This is a genomic window from Nocardioides sp. AN3, assembly GCF_054653495.1.
In genome coordinates this window covers 185,229-210,922 of record NZ_BAAIGC010000005.1, presented here as the reverse complement: position 1 = coordinate 210,922, position 25,694 = coordinate 185,229, and the positions used below count along the sequence as shown (strand labels likewise).

Annotated in this window: 26 protein-coding genes; 15 read left to right on the top strand and 11 right to left on the bottom strand. The window is 71.7% G+C overall.

The genetic code is table 11. The features are described from left to right. Nucleotides 1-8 precede the first annotated feature (8 nt). A complete protein-coding gene (locus tag ACYQ1K_RS08415; RefSeq protein WP_459982376.1) occupies nucleotides 9-1,931 on the bottom strand; it encodes an alkaline phosphatase family protein in 1,923 nt (640 codons plus the stop codon). Nucleotides 1,932-2,057: 126 nt separating this feature from the next. Here ACYQ1K_RS08415 and ACYQ1K_RS08410 point away from each other — a divergent pair, with 126 nt between their 5' ends. Beyond that, entirely contained in the window at nucleotides 2,058-3,140 is a 1,083-nt protein-coding gene (locus tag ACYQ1K_RS08410) for an endonuclease/exonuclease/phosphatase family protein (protein ID WP_459982375.1), read from the top strand. A 3-nt stretch (nucleotides 3,141-3,143) separates the two neighbouring features. Here ACYQ1K_RS08410 and ACYQ1K_RS08405 read toward each other — a convergent pair whose 3' ends face one another. Further along, entirely contained in the window at nucleotides 3,144-4,265 is a 1,122-nt protein-coding gene (locus ACYQ1K_RS08405) for an endonuclease/exonuclease/phosphatase family protein (protein ID WP_459982374.1), read from the bottom strand. Nucleotides 4,266-4,537: 272 nt separating this feature from the next. Here ACYQ1K_RS08405 and ACYQ1K_RS08400 point away from each other — a divergent pair, with 272 nt between their 5' ends. From ACYQ1K_RS08400 to ACYQ1K_RS08385, 4 genes are all read left to right on the top strand, one after another. Further along, entirely contained in the window at nucleotides 4,538-5,731 is a 1,194-nt protein-coding gene (locus tag ACYQ1K_RS08400; protein ID WP_459982373.1) for an acyl-CoA dehydrogenase family protein, read from the top strand. A 73-nt stretch (nucleotides 5,732-5,804) separates the two neighbouring features. Further along, complete coding sequence (locus ACYQ1K_RS08395; protein WP_459982372.1) at nucleotides 5,805-6,830, top strand: hypothetical protein; 1,026 nt, start codon at nucleotides 5,805-5,807, stop codon at nucleotides 6,828-6,830. After that, the gene (locus ACYQ1K_RS08390; protein ID WP_459982371.1) at nucleotides 6,823-7,947 is read left to right on the top strand and encodes a hypothetical protein; all 1,125 of its coding nucleotides are present in this window, start codon (nucleotides 6,823-6,825) and stop codon (nucleotides 7,945-7,947) included. Before ACYQ1K_RS08395 ends, ACYQ1K_RS08390 begins: the two co-directional genes overlap by 8 nt. A gap of 117 nt (nucleotides 7,948-8,064) precedes the next feature. After that, on the top strand, nucleotides 8,065-9,102 hold the full coding sequence (locus ACYQ1K_RS08385) for a MaoC family dehydratase (protein WP_459982370.1): 1,038 nt from the start codon (nucleotides 8,065-8,067) through the stop codon (nucleotides 9,100-9,102). Here ACYQ1K_RS08385 and ACYQ1K_RS08380 read toward each other — a convergent pair. Beyond that, a complete protein-coding gene (locus ACYQ1K_RS08380; protein ID WP_459982369.1) occupies nucleotides 9,078-10,265 on the bottom strand; it encodes an MFS transporter in 1,188 nt (395 codons plus the stop codon). The two genes, ACYQ1K_RS08385 and ACYQ1K_RS08380, sit on opposite strands and share 25 nt — an antisense overlap. A 38-nt stretch (nucleotides 10,266-10,303) precedes the next feature. On the opposite strand from ACYQ1K_RS08380, the gene ACYQ1K_RS08375 reads away from it, so the two are divergent. The 4 genes from ACYQ1K_RS08375 to ACYQ1K_RS08360 all read left to right on the top strand — a co-directional run bounded on the left by ACYQ1K_RS08375 (nucleotide 10,304) and on the right by ACYQ1K_RS08360 (nucleotide 13,068). Then, nucleotides 10,304-10,861: a histidine phosphatase family protein gene (locus ACYQ1K_RS08375; RefSeq protein WP_459982368.1), complete on the top strand. Its 558-nt coding sequence runs from the start codon at nucleotides 10,304-10,306 to the stop codon at nucleotides 10,859-10,861. Nucleotides 10,862-10,937: 76 nt separating this feature from the next. Continuing rightward, nucleotides 10,938-11,570 (top strand): DUF6758 family protein, encoded by a 633-nt coding sequence (locus tag ACYQ1K_RS08370; RefSeq protein WP_459982367.1) that lies wholly within the window; start codon nucleotides 10,938-10,940, stop codon nucleotides 11,568-11,570. Nucleotides 11,571-11,596: 26 nt separating this feature from the next. Next, nucleotides 11,597-12,472, top strand: a complete 876-nt coding sequence (locus ACYQ1K_RS08365) for a PHP domain-containing protein (protein ID WP_459982366.1) — start codon at nucleotides 11,597-11,599, stop codon at nucleotides 12,470-12,472. Then, entirely contained in the window at nucleotides 12,469-13,068 is a 600-nt protein-coding gene (locus tag ACYQ1K_RS08360) for a MarC family protein (RefSeq protein ID WP_459982365.1), read from the top strand. The genes ACYQ1K_RS08365 and ACYQ1K_RS08360 overlap by 4 nt, the downstream gene beginning before the upstream one ends. On the opposite strand, the gene ACYQ1K_RS08355 is transcribed toward ACYQ1K_RS08360, so the two are convergent. Both ACYQ1K_RS08355 and ACYQ1K_RS08350 read right to left on the bottom strand, forming a co-directional pair. Then, nucleotides 13,055-13,849 (bottom strand): DUF429 domain-containing protein, encoded by a 795-nt coding sequence (locus ACYQ1K_RS08355; protein WP_459982364.1) that lies wholly within the window; start codon nucleotides 13,847-13,849, stop codon nucleotides 13,055-13,057. The two genes, ACYQ1K_RS08360 and ACYQ1K_RS08355, sit on opposite strands and share 14 nt — an antisense overlap. A gap of 10 nt (nucleotides 13,850-13,859) precedes the next feature. Next, nucleotides 13,860-14,618 carry an SDR family NAD(P)-dependent oxidoreductase gene (locus ACYQ1K_RS08350; protein ID WP_459982363.1) on the bottom strand — a complete coding sequence of 253 codons (759 nt, stop codon included), beginning with the start codon at nucleotides 14,616-14,618 and terminating at the stop codon, nucleotides 13,860-13,862. Between the two features lie 49 nt (nucleotides 14,619-14,667). Between ACYQ1K_RS08350 and ACYQ1K_RS08345 the strand changes: the two genes are divergently transcribed. Continuing rightward, a complete protein-coding gene (locus ACYQ1K_RS08345) occupies nucleotides 14,668-15,447 on the top strand; it encodes a ParA family protein (RefSeq protein ID WP_459982362.1) in 780 nt (259 codons plus the stop codon). Nucleotides 15,448-15,465: 18 nt separating this feature from the next. On the opposite strand, the gene ACYQ1K_RS08340 is transcribed toward ACYQ1K_RS08345, so the two are convergent. Further along, entirely contained in the window at nucleotides 15,466-16,959 is a 1,494-nt protein-coding gene (locus ACYQ1K_RS08340; RefSeq protein ID WP_459982361.1) for a DEAD/DEAH box helicase, read from the bottom strand. Between the two features lie 190 nt (nucleotides 16,960-17,149). Between ACYQ1K_RS08340 and ACYQ1K_RS08335 the strand changes: the two genes are divergently transcribed. Then, on the top strand, nucleotides 17,150-17,842 hold the full coding sequence (locus ACYQ1K_RS08335) for a ferritin-like fold-containing protein (RefSeq protein WP_459982360.1): 693 nt from the start codon (nucleotides 17,150-17,152) through the stop codon (nucleotides 17,840-17,842). A gap of 19 nt (nucleotides 17,843-17,861) precedes the next feature. Here the strand turns inward: ACYQ1K_RS08335 and ACYQ1K_RS08330 are convergent, their stop codons facing one another. Continuing rightward, the gene (locus ACYQ1K_RS08330; protein WP_459982359.1) at nucleotides 17,862-18,083 is read right to left on the bottom strand and encodes a DUF3107 domain-containing protein; all 222 of its coding nucleotides are present in this window, start codon (nucleotides 18,081-18,083) and stop codon (nucleotides 17,862-17,864) included. Between the two features lie 28 nt (nucleotides 18,084-18,111). Further along, complete coding sequence (locus tag ACYQ1K_RS08325; RefSeq protein WP_459982437.1) at nucleotides 18,112-18,699, bottom strand: TetR/AcrR family transcriptional regulator; 588 nt, start codon at nucleotides 18,697-18,699, stop codon at nucleotides 18,112-18,114. 217 nt (nucleotides 18,700-18,916) lie between these two features. On the opposite strand from ACYQ1K_RS08325, the gene moeZ reads away from it, so the two are divergent. The 3 genes from moeZ (at nucleotide 18,917) to ACYQ1K_RS08310 (ending at nucleotide 20,726) form a co-directional block, all read left to right on the top strand. Then, nucleotides 18,917-20,164, top strand: coding sequence for an adenylyltransferase/sulfurtransferase MoeZ (moeZ, locus tag ACYQ1K_RS08320; RefSeq protein WP_459982358.1), 1,248 nt, complete (start codon nucleotides 18,917-18,919; stop codon nucleotides 20,162-20,164). Nucleotides 20,165-20,286: 122 nt separating this feature from the next. Next, complete coding sequence (locus tag ACYQ1K_RS08315; protein WP_459982357.1) at nucleotides 20,287-20,412, top strand: hypothetical protein; 126 nt, start codon at nucleotides 20,287-20,289, stop codon at nucleotides 20,410-20,412. Next, nucleotides 20,403-20,726: an MGMT family protein gene (locus ACYQ1K_RS08310; protein WP_459982356.1), complete on the top strand. Its 324-nt coding sequence runs from the start codon at nucleotides 20,403-20,405 to the stop codon at nucleotides 20,724-20,726. Before ACYQ1K_RS08315 ends, ACYQ1K_RS08310 begins: the two co-directional genes overlap by 10 nt. On the opposite strand, the gene ACYQ1K_RS08305 is transcribed toward ACYQ1K_RS08310, so the two are convergent. From ACYQ1K_RS08305 to ACYQ1K_RS08295, 3 genes are read right to left on the bottom strand one after another with little or no spacing between them, the layout of a single operon-like run. Further along, the gene (locus tag ACYQ1K_RS08305; RefSeq protein WP_459982355.1) at nucleotides 20,692-22,110 is read right to left on the bottom strand and encodes a YlbE family protein; all 1,419 of its coding nucleotides are present in this window, start codon (nucleotides 22,108-22,110) and stop codon (nucleotides 20,692-20,694) included. The two genes, ACYQ1K_RS08310 and ACYQ1K_RS08305, sit on opposite strands and share 35 nt — an antisense overlap. After that, nucleotides 22,107-23,570, bottom strand: a complete 1,464-nt coding sequence (locus tag ACYQ1K_RS08300; RefSeq protein ID WP_459982354.1) for an AllF/FdrA family protein — start codon at nucleotides 23,568-23,570, stop codon at nucleotides 22,107-22,109. The genes ACYQ1K_RS08305 and ACYQ1K_RS08300 overlap by 4 nt, the downstream gene beginning before the upstream one ends. After that, the gene (locus tag ACYQ1K_RS08295; protein ID WP_459982353.1) at nucleotides 23,567-24,286 is read right to left on the bottom strand and encodes an oxamate carbamoyltransferase subunit AllH family protein; all 720 of its coding nucleotides are present in this window, start codon (nucleotides 24,284-24,286) and stop codon (nucleotides 23,567-23,569) included. The genes ACYQ1K_RS08300 and ACYQ1K_RS08295 overlap by 4 nt, the downstream gene beginning before the upstream one ends. 107 nt (nucleotides 24,287-24,393) lie before the next feature. Between ACYQ1K_RS08295 and ACYQ1K_RS08290 the strand changes: the two genes are divergently transcribed. Next, on the top strand, nucleotides 24,394-25,686 hold the full coding sequence (locus ACYQ1K_RS08290; protein WP_459982352.1) for a PucR family transcriptional regulator: 1,293 nt from the start codon (nucleotides 24,394-24,396) through the stop codon (nucleotides 25,684-25,686). Nucleotides 25,687-25,694: the final 8 nt, after the last annotated feature.

The window sequence follows — 25,694 nt, the reverse complement described above, 5'->3', positions numbered from 1 at the left end:
CGGCCGGGTCACCGCGTGACGAAGACGTTGAAGTCCTGCGTCGTCCGCGTCCGGCTGCCGGAGACAGCCGGGTAGCCCAGCACGCCGGTGACCAGGTTCGCCACATCGTGCGGCCGGATGGGCTGGCGACCCGCGTAGCCGACCTGCCGGATGCCGGGCCAGCCGTACGCCGGGTTCAGGGCGTAGAGGTCGGTCGCACCCGGGACGCCGTGGCCCCACACGATCAGCGGCACCTGGAAGCCGGAGAGCGACTGGCTCACCGCGCTGCGCCCGTGGCCGCCGGAGTCGGCGGTGACGACGAGCAGGGTGGAGCGGGCCAGGCGCGGGCTCCGGGCGATCGACGCCCGGATCGCGCCGACCTCGGCGTCGACCTGCCGGAGCGTCCTGAGGTAGGCCGGGCTCAGGAAGCCGTGCTGCTGCCCGGCGACGCGGAGACTGCTGAGCTGGACGACCGACACCCGGCGAGGGTTGGCACGCAGCTGCGCCCTCAGCACCCTCACGACCGAGCTGTCGGAGGAGCGCACGCTCGAGACGCTCAGCTTGGCCTTGCCGTAGCTGACACCCTGACGGTCGGCCGCACCGTGGGCGGCGTCGTAGGAGCGGCGGACCAGCGCCCCCGACGGGTCCGAGGACATGAAGCTGGTCGAGCCGCCCCAGTCGTGCACGGTGTCGAACAGCGTCGGCACGTAGCGGCCGCTGCCCTCCCTGATCGTCGAGCGGCCCTTGCGGCCCGGCTGGTCCTTCAGCCAGGTGACGCCGTGGCCGCCGTACGCGCGAGCGACCGGGCGCCCCGACAGGAGCGAGACGAGGTTGGGCAGGGCCGCGGTGGTCGTGGGGTCGGTGCGGGCGTTGAGGGTGGCCGCTCCGGCGGCGGCGAGCCGGCGCAGGTGGGGCGCGTAGCGGGCATGGGCGCTGGAGATCGCAGCCGACGGCAGACCTTCGATGTCGACCACGACGACCCGGGAGATCCCGGCGCGCTGGGCGGCGATGGGTCGGATCGTCGCGTCGGCCCAGACGAGGGGGTGGTCGGTGGTCTTCTTGACGTACGGCGTGCGCAGCTGCTGGTAGCCGCTCCAGGCGACGTCGGTGGTGCTGATGATCCAGTCGATCTGAGGCGCCGGCGGGAGCGTGCACGACCTGGCCGTTCGGATGCCGCCGTTGGCCGCCCGCAAGGGGGTCCTGCCGGTGATGCGGCAGTAGAACCGGCGCGTGTCGTTCATGTCACCGGTGAAGATGATGGGCACGCCCGGGTGCGCCGCATGCAGCCCGTTGAGCGTCCGTGCCTGGATGTCGACCGACTGGTCGCGCCAGGTCTGGGCATCGCCCTTCGTGTTCGCGGGGTTGTGCGTGTTGGTGACGAGGACCTGCTGCCCGGTGACCCGGTTCTGGAGCAGGACGACCGGTCTGGGGACGTTCGTCCCGTTGAAGTACGGCGCGTCGTAGTAGCTCCGCTGCAGGGCCGTCCACCTGTCGCGGCGCCACGCGATGCTGTTGCCGCGCACGTTGACGGTGGCGGGGCCCTTGTAGGTGTTGCCCGGGAAGAGGTCGTAGGCCGACCCGAGGTCGGCGTTGAACTGGTCCAGCTGCGGCTGCTCCATCTCCTGGAAGCCGATGACCTCGAGCCCGTTGGCTCGGATGAGCTGGTCGGCCATCTTCTGACGGGTGACGCCGTCGAGCCAGCCAGACCGGTCGCCACCCGGCATCGTGTGGCCATAGCCGAGCAGGTTGAAGGTGCTGACCCGGACGCGGGTGGGACCCGGAGGCTGCGCCGCCAGCGAGATGTCGGAGGTCAGCGTCACGGGCCCGGCACCGGGTGTCGACATCGTGCCTGTCCCGAGTGTGAGACCGGCGGCGATCACGACGCCGAGCGCGAGGGCGGCGACCAGCCTGCGGTGGGCGTGCGTGCGGATCGGGCGGAGTCGCGCGGGCATCGGAGCCTCCGGGGAAGACGGCAGCAACGCTCCCCGATACTACTGGGGCAGGTGGGAACGGTGGTGCTGCTGCAGGGTCGGCGTGCCCGGCGTCGATGCTCACGGTCGATCGGTGACAATGAGGCGGTGCGCCGCCCGTCCCGTCCTGTGCTTCCGGACGCCCTCGTCGTCGCGGCCATCGTCGCCGTGGTCGCCGGGCTGGTCGTGCTCCAGCTCGTCTGGCGGCCCGGGCAGGCGGACCGCGCGCCCTCATCGGCGGCTCGGTCGGCCGGCGGCGCGCCTTCCTCGCTCGGGCCGGCCCCGACCACCAGCCCCGGGACGAGCGCGAACGCCAGTCCGGCGACCCCGGGCTCGTCGGCGACGCCCTCCGGCGCTGGCACGCCGTGGGTGCCGCGGCCCGGTGCCGGCGCCTCCGATCTCGCCCAGTCGGCTCAGTCGCTCGCGGCGACACCGTCGATCTTCCGGCTCGCGACGTTCAACGTCCTCGGCGCCTCCCACACGCGCAGGGGCGGCGACTCGTTCATCAAGACGCCGTACCAGAGGCGGATGAGCTATGCCGTGCGGATCCTGACCGACCACGCCGTCGACGTCGTGGGATTCCAGGAGTTCGAGCCGCCGCAGGCGTTCGCGTTCGCGCGGCAGATGGGTCAGGGCTGGGCGATGTTCCCGAGCCCGGGCAGCAAGGCCGCGGACGGTCGTCAGACGATCGCCTGGCGGCAGGAGAGGATCGAGCTTCTGCGGACCCGGACGGTCACCTATCCCTACTTCCACGGTCAGACGATCCGCACGCCCACGGTCGAGTTGCGCGTGCGCGGCACCGACGACGCGTTCTGGGTCTTCAACGTCCACAACCCGGCGACCGGTTGTGCCGTGTGTGGCGGGAACAACGACCGCTGGCGCGGCGCGGCGGTCGCGCGCGAGGTCGCTGCGATCAGGGCGCTGAGCGCGGACGGAACGCCGGTCTTCCTCGTCGGCGACATGAACTCCAAGGGCGCGTTCTACTGCGAGATGTCGGCGGCGCTGCCGGTCGTCTTCGCTGCGGGCGGCAGTCACGACGCGGCCGGGTGCCATCCGCCGACGCCGACGCCCATCGACTGGATCCTGGCGACGAAGGGCGTGTCGTTCACGGACTACCTGCATGACGACAGCCCCCTGGTGGACGCGGCGACCGACCACCCGGTCAACTCGGTCACGGCGACGTTGCCCTGACGGCTACGGCCGCGGCGGCGCCTCAGGCCCGGTCGGGCAGAACCAGTAGGTCTTCCCGTGCCGGTCGTAGCTCTTGCAGTCACCCGATGCGGGCGCGATCTGGGCCGTGGCCGTGATGATCGGGTGATCGGAGATCCGGGGTCCGGTGCGCGTCGCGTAGTCGCGCGCGTAGTCGGCGAACGTCACCTGCGATGAGCCCCAGATCCAGTCGATCCATTCGTTCCCGGGCAGCTCGCACCCGCTGGCGACGCGCCGTACGCCGTCAGCGGAGTGCAGCCCCGAGGTGGCATAGCGGCACGCATAGCCGGCACGGTCGTTCATGTCGCCGGTGGTGAACATCGGCGTGCCGTCGGCGGTCAGCTCCTTGGCGAGCGCCACCTCGCGGTCGGTGGCGGCGGCACGGTGGCCGCCGCACTTGCAGCCGAAGACGTCGGCTGGGTTGTGGAAGTTCGAGAACCAGGCTGTCCGACGGGTGTGGAGGTTGCGGAGCAGGACGTACGGCATCTGCCGTGGCTTGCCGAAGAAGTAGGGGATCGCGACCGTGTGGGACGCCACGAGCTCCCAGTCCGAGGGATCCCACGCGATGGAGTTCTCACCATTGAGACTGCCCTCGCTGCTGCCGGGATAGACCGCGAAGCCGCCTGCGGCCGCGAGGAACGCCCCCCGCTGGTTGGACTGGAACTCCTGGAGTCCGACGACGCTCACGCCCTTGCGGCGCACCAGCGCGCCGGCCCTCGCGGCTCGTGCAGGGCCCGCCGCGGCGCCCTTCTTGCTGGTGTGGCTGGACCCGAGGACGTTGAACGACGAGATCGTGAAGGTGGTCGGCTGGGTGGGGTCGACATCGGTGAGCTGGAGGCCGATCTTGGCGAACTTCCGCTTCATCTCCGGGAGCGTCAGGATCCGGTCGCGAAAGTGCACGGCCGGCACCACGGTCTGGACGGGCGCCGCCTCCGTCGACGACGCGGGAGCGGGGCGGAGCTCGGTCTGCGCGGCAGCCCTCTCGGGCGGGCGGGCGGAGTCGACGGGCGAGATCCCGCCGTCGCGAATGCTCAGGTTGACGCCTGCGACCACACCGAGGGCGAGGAGCGCCGCCGCGATCCCCGCCGTCCGCACGCGGCGGCTCATCCGCGCCGCGGTCACGCGGGAGTGCCGACGGGCAGCGCGAGGCGCGCGGCGTGCGCCTCCTCGCCGACCCACCGTTGACCTCCCACGCGGCGCCCGATGCACCGCAAGCCGAGGTGTGATCTTAGACGAGGGCCACGAGCGAGCTGGAATCGTTCGCCTGGGTGAGGCGTCTTGACGCCCGTCACCGCGCCGGTGTGAAAGAAGCCACACGCCATGACCGGCTACCGCCCGGTAGCGTCAGCGGCGCCGCACCGACGAACGCTAGGAGCATCATGGGTCGCCTCGCTCAGACCGAAGGTCTCTCCGATGTCCAGGAGGAGATCCTCAAGACGATCCGTGCGTTCGTGGAGGAGAAGATCATCCCGGTCGCCCAGGAGCTGGAGCACTCCGACACCTACCCGACCGAGATCATCGAGGGCCTCAAGGAGCTGGGCGTCTTCGGGCTGACGATCCCGGAGGAGTTCGGTGGTCTGGGGGAGTCGCTGCTGGCCTACGCCCTGGTGGTCGAGGAGATCGCCCGGGGCTGGATGAGCGTGTCGGGCGTGATCAACACCCACTTCATCGTGGCCTACCTGTTGATGCAGCACGGCACCGATGAGCAGAAGGCCAAGTATCTGCCCCGGATGGCGACCGGTGAGGTCCGCGGCGCGTTCTCGATGTCCGAGCCAGGCCTGGGGTCGGATGTCTCCGCGGTCTCGACCAAGGCCACGAGGCTGGAGGACGGGTCCTACTCCATCACCGGCCAGAAGATGTGGCTGACCAACGGTGCCACCTCGACCCTTGTCGCGTTGCTGACGAAGACGGACGAGGGCTCCGACAACGTCTACCGGAACATGACGACGTTCTTGGTCGAGAAGGAGGCCGGGTTCGGGCAGACCGCGCAGGGTGTGACGGTGCCGGGCAAGATCGACAAGATGGGCTACAAGGGCGTCGAGACGACCGAGCTCATCCTCGAGGACCACCGCATCGGTGCCGACCAGATCCTGGGCGGGACCCCCGGGCAGGGGTTCTTCCAGATGATGGACGGCGTCGAGGTGGGCCGGGTCAACGTGGCCGCCCGGGCGTGCGGTCTGCAGATCCGCGCGTTCGAGCTCGGGGTGGCCTACGCCCAGCAGCGCAAGACCTTCGGCAAGCCGATCGCCGAGCACCAGGCCATCCTGTTCCGGATCGCCGAGATGGCCACCAAGGTCGAGACCAGCCACACCATGATGGTCCGCGCCGCCCGGCTGAAGGACACCGGCCAGCGGATGGACGTGGAGGCCGGGATGGCGAAGATGGTCGCCTCGGAGTATGCCAACGAGGTCGTGGAGGACTCCTTCCGCATCCACGGCGGGTATGGCTACTCCAAGGAGTACGAGATCGAGCGGCTCTACCGCGAGACCGCGTTCATGCTCATCGGCGAGGGCACCAGCGACATCCAGAAGATGATCATCGGCCGCAGCCTGCTCAAGGACTACAAGGCCTGAACGCGGCCGCAGCCAGGGCGGTCCAGCGGACCGAGCCTGGAGCGTCGGACGCGGTTCGCTAGCCTGACCCACCATGGCTGAGCGCGTCGTCCTGCACGTCGGACTCATGAAGTCCGGCACCAGTCATCTGCAGAGCCGCCTCGTCGACGCCCCGGACCGGCTGGCAGCTGCTGGCTTCGTCTTCCCGGGCCCCACCTGGAGCGACCACGTCGACGCCGTCCGAGAGGTCCTCGGCCGCCGCCGCGCTGACGAGGCGCCGGGCCGCTGGTCGCGCATGGTGTCGGAGATCGACCGGTTCCCGGGGACGGCCATCATCTCGATGGAGTTCCTCGCGGCTGCCGGAGTCGACCGCGTGCGCGACGTCGTCGACTCCTTCCGCGGCACGGCCCTCGACGTGGTCGTCACTGTGCGCGACCTCGGCCGGGCGATCCCCTCGATGTGGCAGGAGTCGGTGAAGAACGGCCGCACCTGGCCCTGGGGGGAGTACGTCGATGGCGTGCGCCACCACCGCGGCCCGGGCGAGGACTTCTGGCGGGAGCAGGATGCCGTCGCGGTGACCGCGAAGTGGTCGGACGTGGTCGGCGCCGACCATGTCACCGTGGTGACGCTGCCGCGTCCAGGCGCCGACCCGGAGACGTTGTGGCAACGGTTCTGCCAGACGACGGGGCTGCCGCCCGAGGCGTCGGCCGCGCCCGAGAGCGGCAACGAGTCGCTCGGCGCCGCCTCCGCGGTGCTCATGGAGCGTCTCAATCACCGGTTGAGCGACCTCCCGTGGCCCGACTACTCGCGCTACGTGAAGTTCGGCCTGGCGAAGTGGATCCTGACCGGACATCGCACGGCGGAGCCGGCGATCGGCTTCACCATCGGCCGCTGGCTTCGCCGAGCGGCCGATCAGCAGCAGACGGGGTTGGCCGCAGCAGGCGTCAGGGTCGTGGGCGACCTGTCCGACCTCGAGCCGGTGCCCTCGGCCGGTGTCAGCCCGCAGAAGGTCGGGGTCGAGGCGCAGCTCGACGCGGCACTCCACGCGATCGAGGAGCTCCTGCGACGCGACGTGGCCGACGACCCCGAGCGATCCGCGGGCGGTGCCGTGGATGGCTGACCGCGTCGTCCTCCATGTCGGTGCCATGAAGTCCGGGACGACGAGCCTGCAGGAGCTGATGTTCGCCGACAAGGCCAGGCTGGCCGAGCAAGGGATCCTCGTGCCGGGCCAGGCGTGGGGTGACCAGGCACGGGCCGTCACGGAGGTGGCCCGCACGTGGCGCGCGGACGGCGAGCTGTGGACCGCCCTCGTCGCCGAGATGGCGGATGCGCCCGGCACGGCGGTGGTGTCGATGGAGTATCTGGGCGCCTTCGCGCCCCCGCAGATCGCGGCCGTCGTCGACAGCCTTGGCGAGGCCGCGCGGGTCGAGGTCGTCATCACCGCCCGCGACCTCAACCGGAGCCTGGTCTCGATGTGGCAGGAGACGATCCAGAACGGCCGGTCATGGCCGTGGGCCGACTACACGTCCGCCGTTCGTCGGAGCCGACCGCACGGCCGCATGCTGCGGTCCGAGTCTGAGGCCGGCCGGCTGTTCTGGGGACAGCAGGACCTCGGGGCGATGGTCCGCCGGTGGGCTGCGGGCGTCGGTGACGATGCCGTCACCGTGGTGACCTTGCCCCCGCCAGGAGGCACCGGCACCGAGCTCACCCAGCGCTTCGCTCGCGCGGTCGGATTCGCTCCCGCATCCGCAACCCGGAAGTCGGCCAACGCCTCGCTCGGGCTGCTCTCAGCCGTCCTCCTGCAACGCGTGAACGCCCGTCTGGAGGCGGCCGGCCTCGACCGCACCGACGGCAAGCGCTTCCGCAAGCGGCTGGTCGCCAAGCAGATCCTTGCCGCTCGCGCAGCCGCCGAGCCGCGGATCGGGCTGCCTGTCGCGTCCTGGGTCACGAAGCACACCACTCGCACCGTGGACGGCCTGATCCGGGCCGGGACGCGCTTGGAGGGGTCCTGGTCGGACCTGACACCCGCCGAGGTTCCCGGCGACGACCCCGCCAAGGTCGCCGACGCGGCCCTGACCGCCGTCGCGGCCGAGGCCTTCGCCACGCTTCGTCGCCATCTGGCCGACGAGGCCGTGGCGTCGCTTCCTGACTGGCCGGCAGGGGCTGACGGCGACGCCGCGGTGGCGGCGTTCGCCGATCTCGTCGCCGCCGGCGTCCGTGCCGGGGTGACGGTCTGAGCAGGCCCTACTTCAGGCGGATATGAGTTTTCCCACCCGGGCAGCGGTTCCGCAGGGGCAGCCTGCTCCGTGATCATGGGGCCGCTAGTGCTGAGTGTGGCGATGCGGAGGACAGCGATGTCGAAGACCGACCAGGGCAACTTCTTCGAGGACTTCAAGGTCGGCCAGGTGCTCGAGCACGCCACGCCCCGAACCGTCACCGAAGGAGACCGAGCGCTCTACGGGGCGATCTATCCGACCCGCTTCGCGGTCCCGTCGTCGGCAGAGTTCGCCGCGTCGGTCGGTCTCGACCCCCACCCGGTGGAGGAGCTGGTCGCCTTCCACATCGCCTTCGGCAAGACGGTGCCGGACGTCTCGCTCAATGCGGTGGCCAACCTGGGCTATGCCGAGTGTCGCTTCCACCGGCCGGTCTCTCCTGGCGACACCGTGTCGACCCGCTCGGAGGTCATCGGCCTCAAGCAGAACTCCAACGGCAGGTCCGGCGTCGTCTACGTTCGCTCGACCGCCACGAACCAGCGGGGCGAGACCGTCATCGACTGGGCGCGCTGGGTGATGGTCCACAGGCGCACGCCGGCCGAGGGGTCGGCGCCCGACGCGGTCGTCCCCGACCTGCAGGATGCCGTGGCCGCCGGCGACCTGGTGGTCCCGCCGGGGCTCACCTTCACCGCCTACGACTTCAACGCCGCCGGTGAGCCGCACCGGCTGGGTGACTACGAGGTGGGGGAGCGGATCGACCACGTCGACGGAGTCACGTTGACCGACGCCGAGCACATGATGGCCACCCGACTGTGGCAGAACACCGCGAAGGTCCACTTCAACACCGAGGCGCGGCCGGACGGGCGGCGCCTGGTCTACGGCGGCCACGTCATCTCCCTGGCTCGTGCCCTCTCGTTCAACGGACTGGCCAACGCCCAGCTGATCGCGGCGATCAACGCCGGCTCCCATGTCGCACCGGCGTTCGCCGGGGACACCGTGTATGCCTGGTCGGAGGTGCTCGACCGGGCGCAGACGCAGGCCCCGGGTGTCGGGGCGATCCGCCTGCGGCTGGTCGCGACGAAGGGTCGGGACGAGTCGATGACGCTGCGAGGTGACGACGGCACGTACGCCGACGGCGTCCTGCTCGACCTCGACTACTGGGCGCTCATGCCCCTCTGAGGCCTTCGCGCGAGCGGGGCGGGGGCGAACGCCCGCGCCAACGGCAGCATCCCCAGGATCAGCACCATGGGGACCGCAAAGCCGACCCGCAGGCTCCCGGCCCCGACGAGGCCGGTCAGCACGGCCCCCAGGAGTGCCCCGACGTAGTTGAACTGGTTGAAGCGTGCGATCAGGGCATCGACGCGCGCCCGCTCGGTCGACCCGAAGTCCGTCGGGGCACCCCCGGCGATCCGCGCGGCCGCTGAGAAGCTCAACGGTGCGATGACCGCCACGCCTGCGCCGAGCACCGTGAAGCCGAGGACCGCCACCGGCCAGGTCGGGGCGAAGACGACGACGGCGAGCGCGGCCGAGCCGACCAGTGCGCCGAGGCGCAGCACGCGCACGGCGCCGTACCGGCCCACCAGAGAGTCGCCGGCGACGCGGGTCACGAGGCTCGCCAGCAGGTAGGGGAACGTCGCCAGCGCGACCAGCCGCTGTGGGGTGTCGAAGACCTGGTCGAGGTAGGTCGGTCCCCACGTCTGTGCGGCCGTGTCGACCATGTAGAACAGCACCATGCCGAGGCCGACCAGCAGGATCGGCCGCCAGGGCACCTCGGCCGTGGCATCAGTGGCCGGCGTCCCGTGGTCACGGGCGACGAACGGCGCGAGGGCGACGACGGCCGGCACGGCGCCGACGACTCCGGTGAGGGCGAGCGGTGCGTCCCCGGCCGCGAGCGCGAGGCCGGCGCCGACCAGGCCTCCCGCGGTCCAGGCGCCGTGGAACGACGGCAGGATGGGGCGGCCGTAGCGGTGCTCCAGCGCGACGGCCTGCATGTTCGTGGTCGCGTCGACGACGCCGAGGGCGACGCCGTAGACGGCCAGGCCGCCGATGAAGAAGGCGAACGCCGGCGCGGCCGCCGCCACCGGCACCGAGACCGCGATGGCGAGCAGCCCGGCGCGCAGGAGGGCGGCACTCGAGGCTCGGTGAGCCAGCTGCTCGGCGACCACCGACCCGGCCCCTGCGAGGAGCACGATCATCAGCAGCACCAACGAGAGCCCGACCTCCCCCAGGTCCCAGTGGTCGCGGAACCTCGGCAGCCGGGTGGTGAGGCTGACGAACACCATGCCCTGCGTGGCGAAGGCGGCCGCGACGGCGGCGCGGTGGCGGCCCAGACCGGGACTCATGCGCCGAGACTGCCAGACCCCCTGGCAGACTGGGGGCGATGACCGATGTCTATCTCGTCCGGCACGGTGCGACCGAGTGGAGCGTGTCCGGGCGGCACACCGGCACGACCGATGTGCCGCTCCTGCCCGACGGTGAGGAGGCAGCGCGTGCGCTCGCCCCGCGTCTGTCCGGCATCGACTTCGACCTCGTGCTGACCTCGCCTCGTCAGCGCGCTCGCCGGACGGCGGAGCTGGCCGGCTTCCCGGGTGCGGTGGTCGACGACGACCTCGGCGAGTGGGGGTACGGCGCCTACGAGGGCGTCACCACGGACACGATCCGCGAGACGGATCCGGGCTGGACGATCTGGACCGGCCTCACCCCGGGTGGGGAGACCTGCGAGCAGGTCGGCACACGACTCGACCGGGTCATCGCGCGTGTCCGCGCCGCGGGAGGCGACGTGCTCGTCTTCGGGCACGGTCATGCGCTCCGCGCGCTCGCGGCCCGCTGGCTCGGCCTGCCCGCGACCGAGGGCCGGCTGTTCCGGCTCGACACGGCCACCCTGTCCGTGCTCGGCCTCGAGCGCGAGCAGCCGGTGATCCTGCACTGGAACTCCTGAGGTCGGTGCCAGCGTGCGTGCGGCGGCGGGGGGCTCCCTCTTGACGGCCCACCCGCACGACCGACACCGTGGCCTGGTGACGCCTGGCTGTCCGCGCTGCCCCACGCCCGTCGCACCGGCTGAGACGCCGGACTCGGGATGGACGTGTCCTGAGCACGGCCTCGTCTCGCCCCTGTGGCGGCCGGACGAGGCGACCTACGACGAGTTCGCGGCTCACCTGGAGCTCGCCGGCCACGTCCCGACGTACCTCCCCTGGCCGCTCAGCCCCGGCTGGCGGCTCACCGACTTCGGCGTCATCGAGGGCGCGGCGACCTACACCTGCGTCTCCGGCACGAGCGAGCTGGACGGCCCGGTCGACCTCATCGTCGTCGCCGAGGAGCCGGCAACCGGTCTCGGGTCACGCTGCGCCGGGACCGTCCACGACGACCCGGGCCACGAGCTCGGCGACGGCCCCCCGGCCTCGAAGGTCCGCCTCGACGGTCAGCCCGTGCCGTTGTGGGCCGTGTCGACCATCGACGGCAACGGCACCGCCACCGAGTGGGACCGCTCGGTGCTGGCCGGCGAGGGCGGTGGCCGGTGGCTGTGGATGGTGATCAGGCCGGCGTCGGCCTTGCTGCTGCTGCGTGACCCCTGGCTGCTGCGCGATGTGTCGGCACTGGGACCGGCGCTGCTCGAGGTGCCGTTCGGAGGCCCGGCGCCGTCCTGGTGAGGGCCCCTCCCACTATCCTTCGCCGGGTGCGCATCGATCTCCACACTCACTCGCGTGTGAGCGACGGGACCGATTCGCCCGACGAGCTCGTGCGGGCGGCTCAGGCCGCCGGGCTGGACGTCGTCGCGCTGACCGACCACGACACGGCGGACGGCTGGGACGAGGCGGCGGCGACGGCCCACGAGCTCGGCATCGAGCTGGTCCGGGGGATGGAGATCAGCACCACCCACGAGGGCAGGAGCGTCCACCTCCTCGGCTATCTGCCCGACCCGACGTATCCTCCGCTCGCCGACGAGCTGCGCCACGTCCTCGACGGGCGCCGCTCGCGGCTGCCGGCGATGGTGGAGAGGCTGCGTGGCCTCGGCATCGACCTCACGGTCGACGACGTCCTCGCCGTCTCGGCCGACGCGGCGGCCTCCGGCCGGCCGCACGTGGCGGACGCGCTGGTGCGCAAGGGGGTCGTCGCTGACCGGGACGAGGCCTTCGACACGCTGCTCGCGGCCGGACGGCCGGCGTACGTGGGCAGATACGCCACCCCGCTGGACAGGGCCATCCGGCTCGTCTCGGCCGCCGGCGGGGTCTCGGTGATCGCCCACGTGTGGGGGCGCAGCCGGTCCGAGAGCCCGGGGGAGACCGAGCTCGCCGCGCTGCAGGAGGTCGGGCTGACCGGCATCGAGGTCGACCACCAGGACCACGACCCCGACCGTCGCGAACGGCTGCGTGCCATCGCGCGCGACCTCGGTCTGGTGGCCACGGGCTCCAGCGACTACCACGGCGCCGGGAAGACGCTGCACGACCTCGGCATCAACACGACCGCACCGGAGGAGTACGAGCGACTGCTCGACGCCGCAGCCGCCGCATCGGCCGCCAGCGGCCGCAGCACCCCCCAGGTCGTCGCGTGAACGTCACCTTGATGGTCGAGGTCTTCGTGACCCTCTTCGTCATCATGGACCCGGTGGGCACCGTCCCCATCTTCCTCTCGCTGACCTCGGGGCGCTCGGCCGCGACGGCCCGTCGTGCGGCGTGGCAGGCGGTGCTGGTGGCGTTCTTCGTCATCGTCGTCTTCGCGCTCTTCGGGCAGGGGATCCTCGACTACCTCTCGATCTCCCTCGCCGCGCTCCAGGGCGCGGGCGGCCTGCTGCTTCTCCTCGTCGCCCTGGAGCTGCTCACCGGCAACGACGACGAGCCGACCGCGGCGGCGGGCACGAACGTCGCCCTGGTGCCGCTCGGCACGCCGCTTCTCGCCGGACCAGGGGCGATCGTGGCCACCATGGTCTTCACCCGGCGCATCCACGACGTCGGGGATGTCGCCGCCGTCGCCCTCGGCATCATCGGGGTGCATGCGGTGCTGTGGCTGGCCATGCGGTTCTCGTTGCCGATCCTGCGCCTCATCCGCGCGAGCGGCGTCCTGCTCGTCACCCGCATCGCGGGTCTCCTGCTGTCCGCCATCGCGGTGCAGATGGTGGCCGACTCGGTGCGCGCCTTCATCGAGCAGTAGCGGGGCGTCGCGCCGTCGGCGTCAGCCCGGGCGGCAAGGTCGGTGTGACGATGGAGCCGGTCACGGCATCGCCGTAGGTCGTGGTCCGCTCCGGGTGGCGGCTCGCGAAGAGGGCGACGTAGGCGCAGACGATGGCGTCGACCTGGTCCTCGACGACCCGCAGCTGGCTCTTGCGCTCAGCGCGTCGGACGGCGGCTCGCAGCGCCCCCCAGCCGGGGGGTCCGCCCTCGTCGGCCGCAGGGTCGCCGTGGAGCCGGAGGGGCGGCTCGGCGTCCGCGAGCGACTCGACCAGGTCGAGCAGCACGGTGAGCTCGCCGACGAGCCGGTCGAAGTCGCGTCCGGGCTTGTTCTTGTACTTCAGTGTCCTGCCCAGCCGGAACAGTGCCACGGTGGCCGCGTGCGGGTAGACCTCGATCGCCCGGCGCGGGCTGCCGGCCCGCCCGTCGATGTCAAGGCCGAGTCGCGTCGCCACTCGTGCGCCCCGCGGCTGGATCCGGAACTCCGGCCGCGAGGTGTTCGTCGGATGCGCACCGGCGTCGAACCTGGCGAAGTCCGCGTTGAGCAGCGCCTCAGCGGGACGGTTGCCGGTGGGGTTGCGGACGACCAGGGGGGCGTCGATCGCGGCCAGGCAGTCGCCGGCGACGTACGGCGCCAAGGCAGCGACGATCTCGTCGTCGCTCCCGACCGCGCAGACGAGGACGAGCGAGCCGGCATCGTCGAGCACCGCCAGGCCTGTGGGTCGGCGCTCGCCCCACGCGAGGTCGATGCCGGCGAAGAACATGGGCCGCCGCTCAGCGGCGCCCGAGCGACTGGAACCGCTGCAGCACGCCGCGAGGCACCAGGCGCGTGAGCCCGACGATGGCCTTGTACTGCGGCGACGGCACCGAGAACGCCTTGCCCTTGTCGTAGTCCGCCAGCGCCTCGCTGACCAGCTCGTCGACGTCGAGCCACATCCAGTCCGGTGCCGATCCGCGGCCCACGCCCATCCGCTGGTGGAACTCGGTCCTGGTGAAGCCTGGCAGCAGCGCCATCACCGTGACGCCGGCCGGGCGGTACTCGTGATGGGCCCATGCGGTGAAGCTGTTGATCCACGCCTTGGCGGCGCTGTAGGTGCCGCGCGGCAGGTACGACGCGACGCTGCCGACGTTGATCACGCCGCCGCGGCCGCGGCGGACCTGCCCCGCGAGCGCTGCGTGGCTGAGGCGGAGCGGGGCGATGACGAGCAGGTCGGTCATCGCGGTCTCCTCGTCCGCGGTGTTGTCCAGGAAGCGCCTCCTCAGCCCGAAGCCGGCGTTGTTGACCAGCAGGTCCACGGGTCGGTCGGTGCTGGCGAGGCGGTCCTCGACCCGCGCGAGCTGCACCCGGTCGACCAGGTCCGCGGACAGCACCTCGACGGTGACGCCGTACGTGCCGTGCAGCTCCGCGGCGACCGCCTGGAGCCGGGCGCCGTCGCGGGCCACGAGCACGAGGTCATGCCCTCGGTCGGCGAGCTGGCGGGCGAAGGCGTGACCGATGCCGGCCGTGGCGCCGGTGACGAGTGCGGTTGACATGCGTCTCAGTCTGGCCCAGACGCCTCCGCCGTCCGGCATGATGGCCCCGATGACCACCACGCTCGCTGTCGCCAACCAGAAGGGCGGCGTCGCCAAGACGACCTCTGTCGCGTCGATCGGCGCGGCGCTCGCGGAGCGCGGTCAGCGGGTGCTCCTCGTCGACCTCGATCCGCAGGCCTGCCTGACCTTCTCCCTGGGCGTCGACCCCGAGGACCTGGAGCGGTCGGTGCACGAGGTGCTCACGAAGGGCCTCGATCCCGAGGAGGTCATCCTCGAGACCGACGACGGCGTCGACCTGCTGCCGGCCACGATCGACCTGGCGCGTGCCGAGGCGGATCTGCTCACCCGCACCGGCCGTGAGCACGTGGTCAAGGCCTCGCTCGAGGAGCTGCTCCAGGGTGACGGCTCCTACGACTGGGTGCTGCTGGACTGCCCGCCGTCGCTCGGCGTGCTGACCGTGGCCGCGCTGACCGCCGCCGATGCGGTGCTCGTGCCGTTGCAGTGCGAGACCCTGTCGCATCGCGGCGTCGGTCAGCTGCTCGACACCGTGCACGACGTCCGCCGCTTCACCAACAAGGGCCTGGAGGTCTGGGGCGTCCTTCCGACCATGTACGACGGCCGCACGACCCACGCTCGGACGGTGCTCGACACGATCTCGGCGACCTACGACCTCGACGTGGTCGAGCCACCCATCCCGAAGACCATCAAGTTCGCCGAGGCTCCGGCAGCGGGACGGTCGATCCTCGCCACCTCGCGGTCCAGCAAGGGGGCGCAGGCCTACCGTGAGGTGGCCGCCAACCTGATCGCACGCGCCGCTCAGCGACCCTGATCTCGAAGGGTCGCTGAGTCAGCTCTCGCTGGAGGCGCCCGCCTCGGCGGCGGCCCCGCGGGCGGCAGCGGAGGACCGGCGGCGGCGCCGGTTGCGGGAGGCCGACGTCGACTCCCCGTCGGTGGCGCCCGCGGCGGAGGACTCGGAGGCCTCAGGCGACTCCGCTGTCGCCGCGTCGCCGTCGACCGGGCGGCCGCCGCGCGAGCGGGTCCGGCTCCGGCTGCGGTTGCGCGGTGCCCGCTCAGTGCGCTCCGCGTCGGACCGCTCCTCGCGCGATCGCTCAGCCGGCTTCTCCGCGGCGGCCCTCTTGATCCGGCCCTTCGTCCCCTTGGGGATGCCCATCTCGTGGAGGAAGTGCTCGGAGGAGGAGTAGGTCTCGACCGGCTCGTCGAACGGCAGGTCGAGCGCCTTGTTGATCATCTTCCACTTGTGGATGTCGGCCCAGTCGACCAGGGTGACCGCGATGCCCGAGGCGCCCGCGCGACCGGTGCGGCCGATCCGGTGGACGTAGGTCTTCTCGTCGTCCGGCGTCGTGTAGTTGATGACGTGCGAGACGCCGGTCACATCGATGCCACGGGCCGCGACGTCGGTCGCGACGAGAACCTGCACCTTGCCGTCGCGGAAGCGCTGCATCGTCTTCTCGCGGGCGACCTGTGCCATGTCGCCGTGCAGGGGAGCGGCCGGGAAGCCGCGGTCGGCGAGGTCCTCGGCGACGCGCTGCGCCTGCCGCTTGGTCCGGGCGAAGACGACGACCTTGTCGACGTCCTCGGCCTGCAGGATGCGGCCGATCATCTCGGGCTTGTCGAGGTCGTGCGCCTGGTAGACGAACTGCGCGGTGGCCGGCACCGTCGCGTTCTCGTACGACGACTCGGCGCGGATGTTCATCGGGTGGCGCATGTAGATGCGTGCCAGCGAGACGATCGGACCGGGCATGGTCGCCGAGAACAGCATCGTCTGACGCGTCTCGGGGGTCAGCTTGATGAGTCGCTGGATGTCCTCCAGGAAACCCAGGTCGAGCATCTCGTCGGCCTCGTCGAGCACAAGGGCGTGCACGTGGGAGAGGTCGAGGACGCGGCGGTTGGCCAGGTCGATGAGGCGTCCGGGTGTGCCGACGACGATGTCGACGCCTGCTGCGAGCGCCTCTGTCTGCGGCTCGTAGCCGACGCCGCCGTACACCGTCAGGACGCGCAGTCCGCGGTCCTCGGAGGCGAGCGCGAGGTCACCGGAGACCTGGAGCGCCAGCTCGCGGGTCGGGGCGACCACGAGCGCCTGCGGCTTGCCCTGCGGCAGCTCGGCGTAGTCGGGGTCCTTGGGGGAGACGCTGCGCTGCACCACCGGGATGCCGAAGGCGAGCGTCTTGCCGGTGCCGGTGCGGGCCTGGCCGATGAGGTCGGTGCCCAGGAGGGCGACCGAGAGGGTCATCTCCTGGATCGCGAACGGAGTGGTGATGCCCTTGCGCTCGAGCGCGTCACAAATCTCGGGGTGCACCCCGAGCTCTCGGAAGGTGGTCATCTGTCGCTTTCGTGTGCCGGCGGCTCGCCGGGTTGCTGGTCCGTGCGGCGGAGGCACTCACAGCTTCGAGGCGATCAGCGCTGCGCCGCGCACATACACGGCCGCGCGGGCGCCGGCTCGTGTCGTCGTCGACGCCGATGGCGCGGTGCGGCCAGTCAATCGGTGGTCATCCTATCGGTAGGGTGGCCACGTGACTGCATCGGTGGACTCGGCCGCGTTCTCCGACCCCGTCTACCGTGAGGCGATCGTCGATCTCCTCGCCGCGGTGGGGTATGGCGAGGTCAGCGCGTTCGAGCGGCTCGCCGAGGACGCCAAGCTGGCGCCGACCCTCGAGGACAAGCTCGTCCTGGGCATGTTCGCCGCCCAGCAGCTGGGGAAGGTCGACCTCATCCGCGCACGGCTCACCGAGCTCGGCACCGACCCGTTCGCGGCGATGGAGTCCTTCCGCGACGGCTTCGACTCGTTCCACGCCCACACTGCGCCGAGCGACTGGTGGGAGGGGCTCGTCAAGGCATACGTCGGCGACGGGCTCGCCAACGACTTCTACCGCGAGATCGCGGCGTTCCTGGACCCGCAGACGCGCGACCTCGTGCTGACCTCGCTCGAGGACACGGGCCACGCCGAGTTCGTCGTGGACCGGGTCCGCGCCGGGATCGCGGCCGACCCCAGGCTGGCCGGCCGCCTCGCGCTGTGGGGACGCCGGCTGATGGGGGAGGCGCTCACCGAGGCGCAGCGGGTCGCCGCCGACCGGGACGCGCTCTCCGCGCTGCTGGCCGGCGGCATCGACATGCCCGGACTCGACCTCGCCGCCATCGGCCGGATGTTCGCGCGGCTCACCGAGCGCCACGTCGAGCGGATGACCGGTCTCGGCCTGGAGCACTGACCCGCGCGGGTCGAGGGGGTCAGCTGCGGAAGCCGACGTGTCCCATCGTGCTCGTCCCCAGCTCGACGTAGGCGAGCCTCTCGGCAGGGACGTAGACCTTGCGGCCCTTGTTGTCGGTCAGGCTGAGCAGCCCGCCGCCGGCGATCGCGTCGCTCACCAGCTTCTCGACGGCCTCGGCCGTCTCGTCGATCTCCAGGACCAGCTCGCGCTGCGCGTGCTGGACGCCGATCTTGACCTCCACGGGGTCTCCTTCTTGTGGGTGGGATGCGTCAGTGCTCGTCGGCCTTGGGATAGCCGCGGATGCCGCGCCAGGCCAGCCCGGCGACCAGCGCCGCAGCCTCCTCGCGGGCCAGACCGCCGCTCTCGTCGAGCCAGAACCGGGAGCTGACGTGGGCCATTCCCACCAGGGAGACGGCCAGCAGCCGCGACGCGGCATCGGGCAGGCCGGTGTCGTCGTGGATGACCTCCGCGATGGCGGCGGCGCACTCGTTGGTCACGCGGTCGACCTGCTCGCGGACGGCCGGCTCATTGGTCAGGTCGGACTCGAAGACGAGACGGAACGCTCCGGACTCGCTTGCGACGTAGGAGTAGAAGGCGTCGATCGTCGCGGCGACGCGCTGCTTGTTGTCCTGCGTGGAGTCGAGCGCGGCGCGGCACTTCGCGATGATCGTGTCGCAGGACTGCTCGAGCAGGGCGAGGTAGAGCTCCAGCTTGCCGGGGAAGTGCTGGTAGAGGACCGGCTTGGACACGCCGGCCTTGTCGGCGATGTCGTCCATCGCGGCGGCGTGGTAGCCCTGAGCGACGAAGACCTCGAGCGCGGAGTCGAGGAGCTGCGCCCGCCGCTCGCGCCGAGGCATGCGACCACCCCGGGGGCGAGCGGTCTCGAGGTCATAGTCCGTCGTCACGCGCCGAGCCTACTCTGCGCCCCACTTCCGTCCGGATGACGGGATGAGTTCCGGGGCGCGTCGCGCGGCGAGGGAACATGGACGCCGGTGCGCGGCGTTGCACCAGCATTGCCCCGCAGAACCGTCCGGCCGACCTGGACGCAACCGACCTAACGAAAGGGAGACCGACGTGTCCTTCCCCCCGCTCGTGGAGCCTGCCGTCGAGCTCTCGATCGATGAGGTGCGACGCTACAGCCGCCATCTCATCATCCCCGACGTGGGCATGTCCGGCCAGAAGCGGCTCAAGAACGCGAATGTCCTCGTGATCGGTGCGGGCGGCCTGGGCAGCCCCGCGCTGCTCTACCTGGCCGCCGCCGGCGTGGGCACGATCGGCATCGTCGAGTTCGACGAGGTCGACGAGTCGAACCTCCAGCGTCAGATCATCCACGGCCAGTCCGACATCGGCCGCCCGAAGGCGGAGTCGGCGCGGGACGCCATCAAGGAGGCGAACCCGTACGTGGAGGTGGTCGTCCACGGCGAGCGGCTCGACAACGACAACGTCTTCCGCATCTTCGAGGGCTACGACCTCATCGTCGACGGCACCGACAACTTCGCGACCCGCTACATGGTCAACGACGCGGCGTACTTCCTCGGCATCCCGTATGTCTGGGGCTCGATCTACCGCTTCGACGGCCAGGCCTCGATCTTCGCGGCCGGCCTGCGCAACGGCAAGGACCCGGAGCTGGCGTTGGCGGCCGCCGACGCGCCGTGCTACCGCTGCCTCTACCCGGAGCCGCCCCCGCCGGGCATGGTCCCCTCCTGCGCCGAGGGCGGCGTGCTGGGCGTGCTGTGCGCGAGCATCGGCGCGATCCAGGTCACCGAGGCGATCAAGCTCCTCACCGGCGTCGGCGACCCGCTCGTCGGCGAGCTGATGATCTACGACGCGCTCGAGATGAGCTACCGCAAGCTGAAGGTGCGCAAGGACCCCAACTGCGCACTGTGCGGCGACGCGCCGACGGTCGACTCGCTCATCGACTACGAGGTCTTCTGCGGCGCTGTGTCGGAGGAGGCCGCCAATGCCGCCGCCGGCTCCACGATCTCGGTGGTCCAGCTCGAGCACATGATCAAGGAGCGCGAGGAGGGCGGCCGCGACTTCGTCCTGGTGGACGTGCGCGAGCCCAACGAGTTCGAGATCAACCGGATCCCCGGCGCGATCCTCATCCCGAAGGGCGAGTTCCTCAACGGCAACGCCATCGCCCAGCTCCAGGAGCTGACCGGCGACGGCGCGAAGCAGCTGGTCCTGCACTGTAAGTCCGGTGTTCGCTCGGCTGAGGCGCTCGCGATCGCGAAGGGCGCGGGCTACTCCGACGCCGTGCACGTCGGTGGTGGCGTCGTCGCGTGGGTCAACCAGATCGACCCCTCGCAGCCGGCGTACTGACGTCCCCCATCTGAGGGATCCGCCGCCCGTCCGGATAACTCCGGGCGGGCGGTCCTCGTTGCAGGGGGTGGGCCGCATCTCGGCGGCCCGCGTCGTGGAGGGTCGTGATGAAGCAGTCGCGGATGACTCAGGTGGTCACCATCTCTCTCGCCGTCCTGCTGGCGGTCGTGGCCGCCCTCGTGCTGCTCACGCAGGCGAAGGCGTCCGGCGCGCCGACGTGGGCGCTAATCTGCCCCGGGTGGATGTGAGCCCGGACCTCACCGAGTACGACGACGCCGTCCTCTCGGTCGTCGAGCAGGTGCCGCCTGGACGGGTGACGACGTACGGCGCTGTGGCGGACGTCCTCTTCGACGTCCACGGACACGGGCCGCGGTCGGTGGCGCGTGTGATGTCGCGGCATGGCTCGAGCGTCACCTGGTGGCGCTGCGTCCGCTCCGACGGGACACTTCCCGGCTGGCTGCTCGACGAGGCACGGCAGGCCTGGCTCGAGGAGGGCACGCCGCTGCGGCCGTCGGGCGCGGTGGACGTCAGACAGGCCCTGTGGCTGCCCGCTCTCGGGTGAGGGCCGCCAGCCTGGCGAGCGCCGCCGGGAAGATGTCCGCGGGAGGGTTGACGAGCCCGGCGCCGACCTGACCGGTTCCGGCCACCTTGCCAGCCATGCCCGTGTTGATCTGGGGGAGGATGCCCGTCCGGCAGACCCGGGTGACGTCGATGCCGGCCGGCACGCCCTGGAACTCCAGCACCGGAACGCTCCAACGGGGGTTCTCGCCCAGGCAGATCTCCTGCATGCGACGGGTGGTGGCGAGTGCGTCCGGGACGCTGCCGCCGACGAGGCGGACGATCGCAGGTGCCGTCGCCATCGCGAAGCCACCGATGCCGGCCGTCTCCGTGATCGCGGAGTCGCCGATGTCGGGGTTGGCGTCATCGGGACCGTAGTCGCCCAGGAAGAGTCCCTCGGGCACCTGCGCCGGACCGGTGAACCACTCGTCTGACGTGCCGGAGACCTGGATGCCGAAGTCGGTGCCGTTGCGGGCCATCGCGACCACCATCGTGGAGCCGGGGACGTCGCGCGCCGCATCGAGCGCGAGCTTGCAGGCCGGCATGGCCAGGTTCAGGAAGAAGTGGTCGTTGCCACCGACGAAGCGGAGCACCTCGGCCACGTCGGCCGCTTCCAGCCCGCTGGTCACCAGCCAGGGGGAGAGGTCGCGCAGGAGCATCAGCGTGCCGGCGCGGTTGCGGTTGTGCGCCTCGTCGCCCATCTGGAGCATCTGGGTCAGGATGCCGGTCACGTCGAGCAGTCCGCCCGAGTCCGCGAGGCCGCGGACGGCGCGCTGCAGTGCCGGACCCAGCACGTCGCGCATCCAGCGCAGACGGGTGAGCACGCCGGCGTCATAGGCGCCGTAGCGCAGGACTTTGCCCAGCCCCTCGTTGAGGGAGCAGAACGTCCGCCTCCGGCTGTCGGCGTCCTCGAGCACCGACATCCACATCGACGGCGAGACGACGCCCGCCATCGGGCCGACCGCGCCGTGATGGTGACACGGCTCGAAGGTGAAGGAGCCGCCCTCGAAGAGCGCGGGCGCGTCCTCGGGATCCGCGACGAGGCCCTCGAAGGCGGCGGCCGCCATGAGGCCGCCGCGCAGCGGGCCTGACGCGCGATCCCAGGTGATGGGCGGGCCCGCATGGAGGAACTGGCCGTGCTCGAGCCCCAGCACCTGGGCGGCCGGCGCGACGTCGACGAGCCGCGCGGTGACGCCGAGGAAGGCCTCGAGCGCCTGCCGGTTGGCGTCCGGGCGAAGCGGGTCGGTGGCGAGGGTGGCGAGATCGGCGGCGGTCCCCGGCATCGGCGGACGCCAGTCGACCCGGCTGACCGTGACCGCCTGGTCCTCGACGGACGTGGCCAGCAGGTCGATGCCGGAGGCGACGACGGTGTCGACAGGGGATGTCATCGGCGATCTCCGAGCAGCTCGAGGGCACGGCGGGTCGCGCCGGCGTTGGACAGGTGGACCTCGGCCCCGGCGGTCGCGAGCGCCCGGGCCTGACGATGGAGGTCCTGCGGGTCACCGGCGGTGCCGACCAGTGTCACGACGACCGGTTGGTGGATCTGGCGGAGGGTGGGCGCGAGGGTGGCGGCAGGGTCGGCGTCGGCGCCGTGGCCGAGGACGACGTCGAGCAGGATGACCCCTGTCGCCGGATCGGCGGCGGCGCGCGTCAGGTGCTCGAGCCGGAGCGTCGGGTCGATCATCGGATGCGCGCGGCCGATGGTCAGCGCGTCGTCGCCGAAGTCGACGAACGTGTGACCCTCCGCGGTCAACGACGGTGGCAGGGCCCGGTCAGGCTCGAGCGGGATGTTGGAGCGCACCGGGCCGAGCGCCGCTGTGGCGATCAGCATCGCCTCGTCGCACAGCGTGCCGCCGACGAAGAGCCCGCGCAGCCAACGGCCGGAGGGCGCGGGATGGGCCAGCCCATGGACGGGCCACTCCGGCACGGGCACCCCCAGCCGGCTCAGCACCGTCTCGGCCGACGCCGTGAGGTCGGGCGCCCCCGGCCCCAGCAGAGCGGTCTCGACCGGGGTCGAGAGGCCGCCGGCGTACGACGTGATCGCCGCCACGACCTCCGGCGCCGGTGGCTTGGACAGCAGCACGACGAGCTCCACCGACTCGTCCTCGTCGAGGCGGCGCAACGCCTCGCGTGTCGACAGGCCGCCGACGCCGGCCGACAGGTCACGACCGCCCACGCCGAGGGCCGAGGAGACCCCGACACCGGCGTGGTCGAGCAGCGCCAGCAGCTGCTGGGTCCCGGTGCCCGAGGCGGCGACGATGCCGACCGGCCCGGGCTGGACGACATTGGCGAAGCCGAGTCCGAGCCCGCCCACGACGGCCGTCCCACAGTCGGGCCCCATCACGAGGCACCCGCGCGCCGAGGCTGCGCGCTTCAGTGCGACCTCCTGCTCCAGCGGCATGTTGTCGCTGAAGACCATCACGTCGCGTCCCGACTCGACCGCGTCCATCGCCTCGAGCACCGCGAGGTCGCCGGGCACGGAGACCAACACGATCGCCTCGGGACTGCGGCGCAGCGCAGCCGCGGTCGTGCGTGGCGGCGCCAGCTCGCTCGCCGCCCCCGTGTCCGGTCGGCGGCTGGCCTGCGCCAGCAGCCCGTCGATCGCTGCCAGGACGTCGGGCACGCCGTCGGCCGAGTCCAGCCGGAAGGCGACCACGAGGTCGTTGGGACTGACCTCACGCCGCACCGGCAGCCCCATCCCGGCCAGCACGTCCACGTTGAGCGGCGTCGCCATCGCCACCTGGGCGGCGAGCACGCCGGGCAGCTCCTGCGCCTGACGGCTGACCTGCAGAAGCGTCACCGAGTCCGCGTAGGCACCCGACCGGATGTCGACGTGGACGTGTGTCATGCGGCCACACCTCCCGGTCCGGTCGCGAGCTCGGCGAGGCCGAGCTCGATCAGCGCCCGGCGCCCGCCCTCGAGCAGCCCTCGACCGGAGGTGTGCCCGACCGCCTCGAGCGCCGCCGCCGTTGCCGCGCCCTCGGACGTGCCGAGGTGGCGCACCCAGGCGGCGAACTCCGGCATCACCTCGCCGCGCATCGCACAGTCGAGCAGCGTTGCCGACAGGAGCGTGGTGCGGGGGAGAAGCCGCCGGACGGCAGCGTCGACCGGGGGCGTGGCGACGCCGGCCGCGCGATGGATCGCCAGCCAGCCACAGAGCACGTCGTCGCCGTAGGGCGTGAGACCCTCACCCGCGCCGATCAGCCCCGCCACCCAGGACGACGCGGCGCTCGCGGCGGCTGGCTGGGGCGGGGCAGCCGCTCTGAGCAAGGGCACCGCCACGTCGACGATCCGACCGACCGCCACCGCGGTGCCGTCGAGATGGAGGACGCCGTCCTCGACATGGGCCCGGTCGCCGGCCACCCCCGCCAAGCTGGTCACCCGCAAGGCACAGGGGACCCCGACGGCGGCTGCGTCGACGACGCCGACGCACCAGCCGGCCACCTCGAGGTAGAGCGAGTGCGGGCTGCGGTGGATGATCCGGGTCGGACCGTCCGGGGTGAGTGCGATGCGGTCTCTCACGCGGCGCGGTGCGGCCGCGGGCAGCCGGGTCGGCGGATTCACCTCCCCGACGCTAGCCGTGGACTTTCCGCTGTGCCGATGTGAGGATCTGACAACGATCGGGTGAGGTCGCCGCAGATGTTGCCACGGACGTCGAGGAGGGGCCGAGCGTGACCGACCAGCTCACGGACCAGCACGTCGAACAGCACAGCGCGATCGAGGCGCTCGCCCGGATCGACACCCTCCACCGTGCCCTCACCCAGATCGTCCTCGAGGACGGCACGCTCGACAACATCGGCGCCGAGGTGGCGCGGGTCCTCGGCGCAGGTGTCCTCGTCACCTCGACCGACGGCCGCGAGCGCGCCGCCGCGGTGACGATCGACCACCGTGCCGTGCTCGACGAGCACGACCTGGTGGACCCGACGGGCCGGATCCGCATCGAGCGCCTGAGCGGGGCCCACGTCCCCCTCCCCGGCGGCGGCGAGGCGCGCAGCCAGCGGGTCGCCGCGGGCGGGTCCGATCTCGCACGGCTCATCGCGGTCAAGCTCGACGGACCGATCACCGAGGACGACGTCCATGCCCTGGAGCGCGCCGCCGCGGTCGCCGCGCTGCTGATCACGCGGCAGGAGGCGATCACGGCCGTCGAGAACAAGTACCAGGGCGACTTCCTCCGCGACCTCTTCCTGCACCGCACGGGTGGGTTGCCGAGCAGCGACGACTACGTCGCCGAGCACGCCGCCACCTTCGGGTGGGACCTCGACCGTCCGATGGTCGTGCTGTGTGCCGAGATCGATCCTTCGCCGCCCGACGCTGCAGCGGTCTCGCGACTGGTCCGGCGACAATGGCAGGAGCGGTTCGCTGCCGCGTGGCGCCAGGTGACCCGCAGCCTCGACGACACGATCCCGACCGTCGACTTCTCCTCGGAGGTGGTCGTCCTGCTGCCCGTCGCGCAGGACGCCGAGGACGGGCACGGCATCGTGCGCCGGGCCGTGACCGCGGTCGCCGGCGACAAGGGGGGAGGGCGCCGTCCGTTCAGCGTGGGCGTCAGCCGCGTCGCGGCCACGCTCGACGACCTTCCGGAGGCCTACGCGCAGGCGCAGCGGGCGGTCGAGGTCGGGCGGCGGGTGCACGGCGGCGGCTCGACCACGTTCTTCGACAGCCTCGGGCTGCACCGGCTGATCGCCCTCATCCCCGACTCCTCAGAGCTTCGCTCCTTCGCCCACGACGTCCTCGGGCCACTGGCGGACGACTCCGCGGAGGCGGCTGACCTGCGTCGTACGCTCCAGGTCCTGCTCGACACGAACTTCAACGTGGCGGAGGCCGCCCGCAGCCAGTTCTTCCACTACAACACGATGCGCTACCGCGTCTCCAAGCTGGAGCGGCTGCTCGGCCCGCTGTCGGAGGACCCGCACCTGCGGCTCGACGTCGCCGTCGCCCTGCGCGTCCTCGAGATCACCGGCTGATCCGTCGA

Excerpts from the sequence above, each read along its gene's own strand:
- ACYQ1K_RS08415 (WP_459982376.1), bottom strand. The coding sequence starts at position 1,931 with ATGCCCGCGCGACTCCGCCCGATCCGCACGCACGCCCACCGCAGGCTG.
- ACYQ1K_RS08405 (WP_459982374.1), bottom strand. The coding sequence starts at position 4,265 with ATGAGCCGCCGCGTGCGGACGGCGGGGATCGCGGCGGCGCTCCTCGCC.
- ACYQ1K_RS08400 (WP_459982373.1), top strand. The coding sequence starts at position 4,538 with ATGGGTCGCCTCGCTCAGACCGAAGGTCTCTCCGATGTCCAGGAGGAG.
- ACYQ1K_RS08395 (WP_459982372.1), top strand. The coding sequence starts at position 5,805 with ATGGCTGAGCGCGTCGTCCTGCACGTCGGACTCATGAAGTCCGGCACC.
- ACYQ1K_RS08390 (WP_459982371.1), top strand. The coding sequence starts at position 6,823 with ATGGCTGACCGCGTCGTCCTCCATGTCGGTGCCATGAAGTCCGGGACG.
- ACYQ1K_RS08385 (WP_459982370.1), top strand. The coding sequence starts at position 8,065 with ATGTCGAAGACCGACCAGGGCAACTTCTTCGAGGACTTCAAGGTCGGC.
- ACYQ1K_RS08380 (WP_459982369.1), bottom strand. The coding sequence starts at position 10,265 with ATGAGTCCCGGTCTGGGCCGCCACCGCGCCGCCGTCGCGGCCGCCTTC.
- ACYQ1K_RS08375 (WP_459982368.1), top strand. The coding sequence starts at position 10,304 with ATGACCGATGTCTATCTCGTCCGGCACGGTGCGACCGAGTGGAGCGTG.
- ACYQ1K_RS08355 (WP_459982364.1), bottom strand. The coding sequence starts at position 13,849 with ATGTTCTTCGCCGGCATCGACCTCGCGTGGGGCGAGCGCCGACCCACA.
- ACYQ1K_RS08350 (WP_459982363.1), bottom strand. The coding sequence starts at position 14,618 with ATGTCAACCGCACTCGTCACCGGCGCCACGGCCGGCATCGGTCACGCC.
- ACYQ1K_RS08345 (WP_459982362.1), top strand. The coding sequence starts at position 14,668 with ATGACCACCACGCTCGCTGTCGCCAACCAGAAGGGCGGCGTCGCCAAG.
- ACYQ1K_RS08340 (WP_459982361.1), bottom strand. The coding sequence starts at position 16,959 with ATGACCACCTTCCGAGAGCTCGGGGTGCACCCCGAGATTTGTGACGCG.
- ACYQ1K_RS08325 (WP_459982437.1), bottom strand. The coding sequence starts at position 18,699 with ATGCCTCGGCGCGAGCGGCGGGCGCAGCTCCTCGACTCCGCGCTCGAG.
- ACYQ1K_RS08315 (WP_459982357.1), top strand. The coding sequence starts at position 20,287 with ATGACTCAGGTGGTCACCATCTCTCTCGCCGTCCTGCTGGCGGTCGTG.
- ACYQ1K_RS08305 (WP_459982355.1), bottom strand. The coding sequence starts at position 22,110 with ATGACATCCCCTGTCGACACCGTCGTCGCCTCCGGCATCGACCTGCTG.
- ACYQ1K_RS08300 (WP_459982354.1), bottom strand. The coding sequence starts at position 23,570 with ATGACACACGTCCACGTCGACATCCGGTCGGGTGCCTACGCGGACTCG.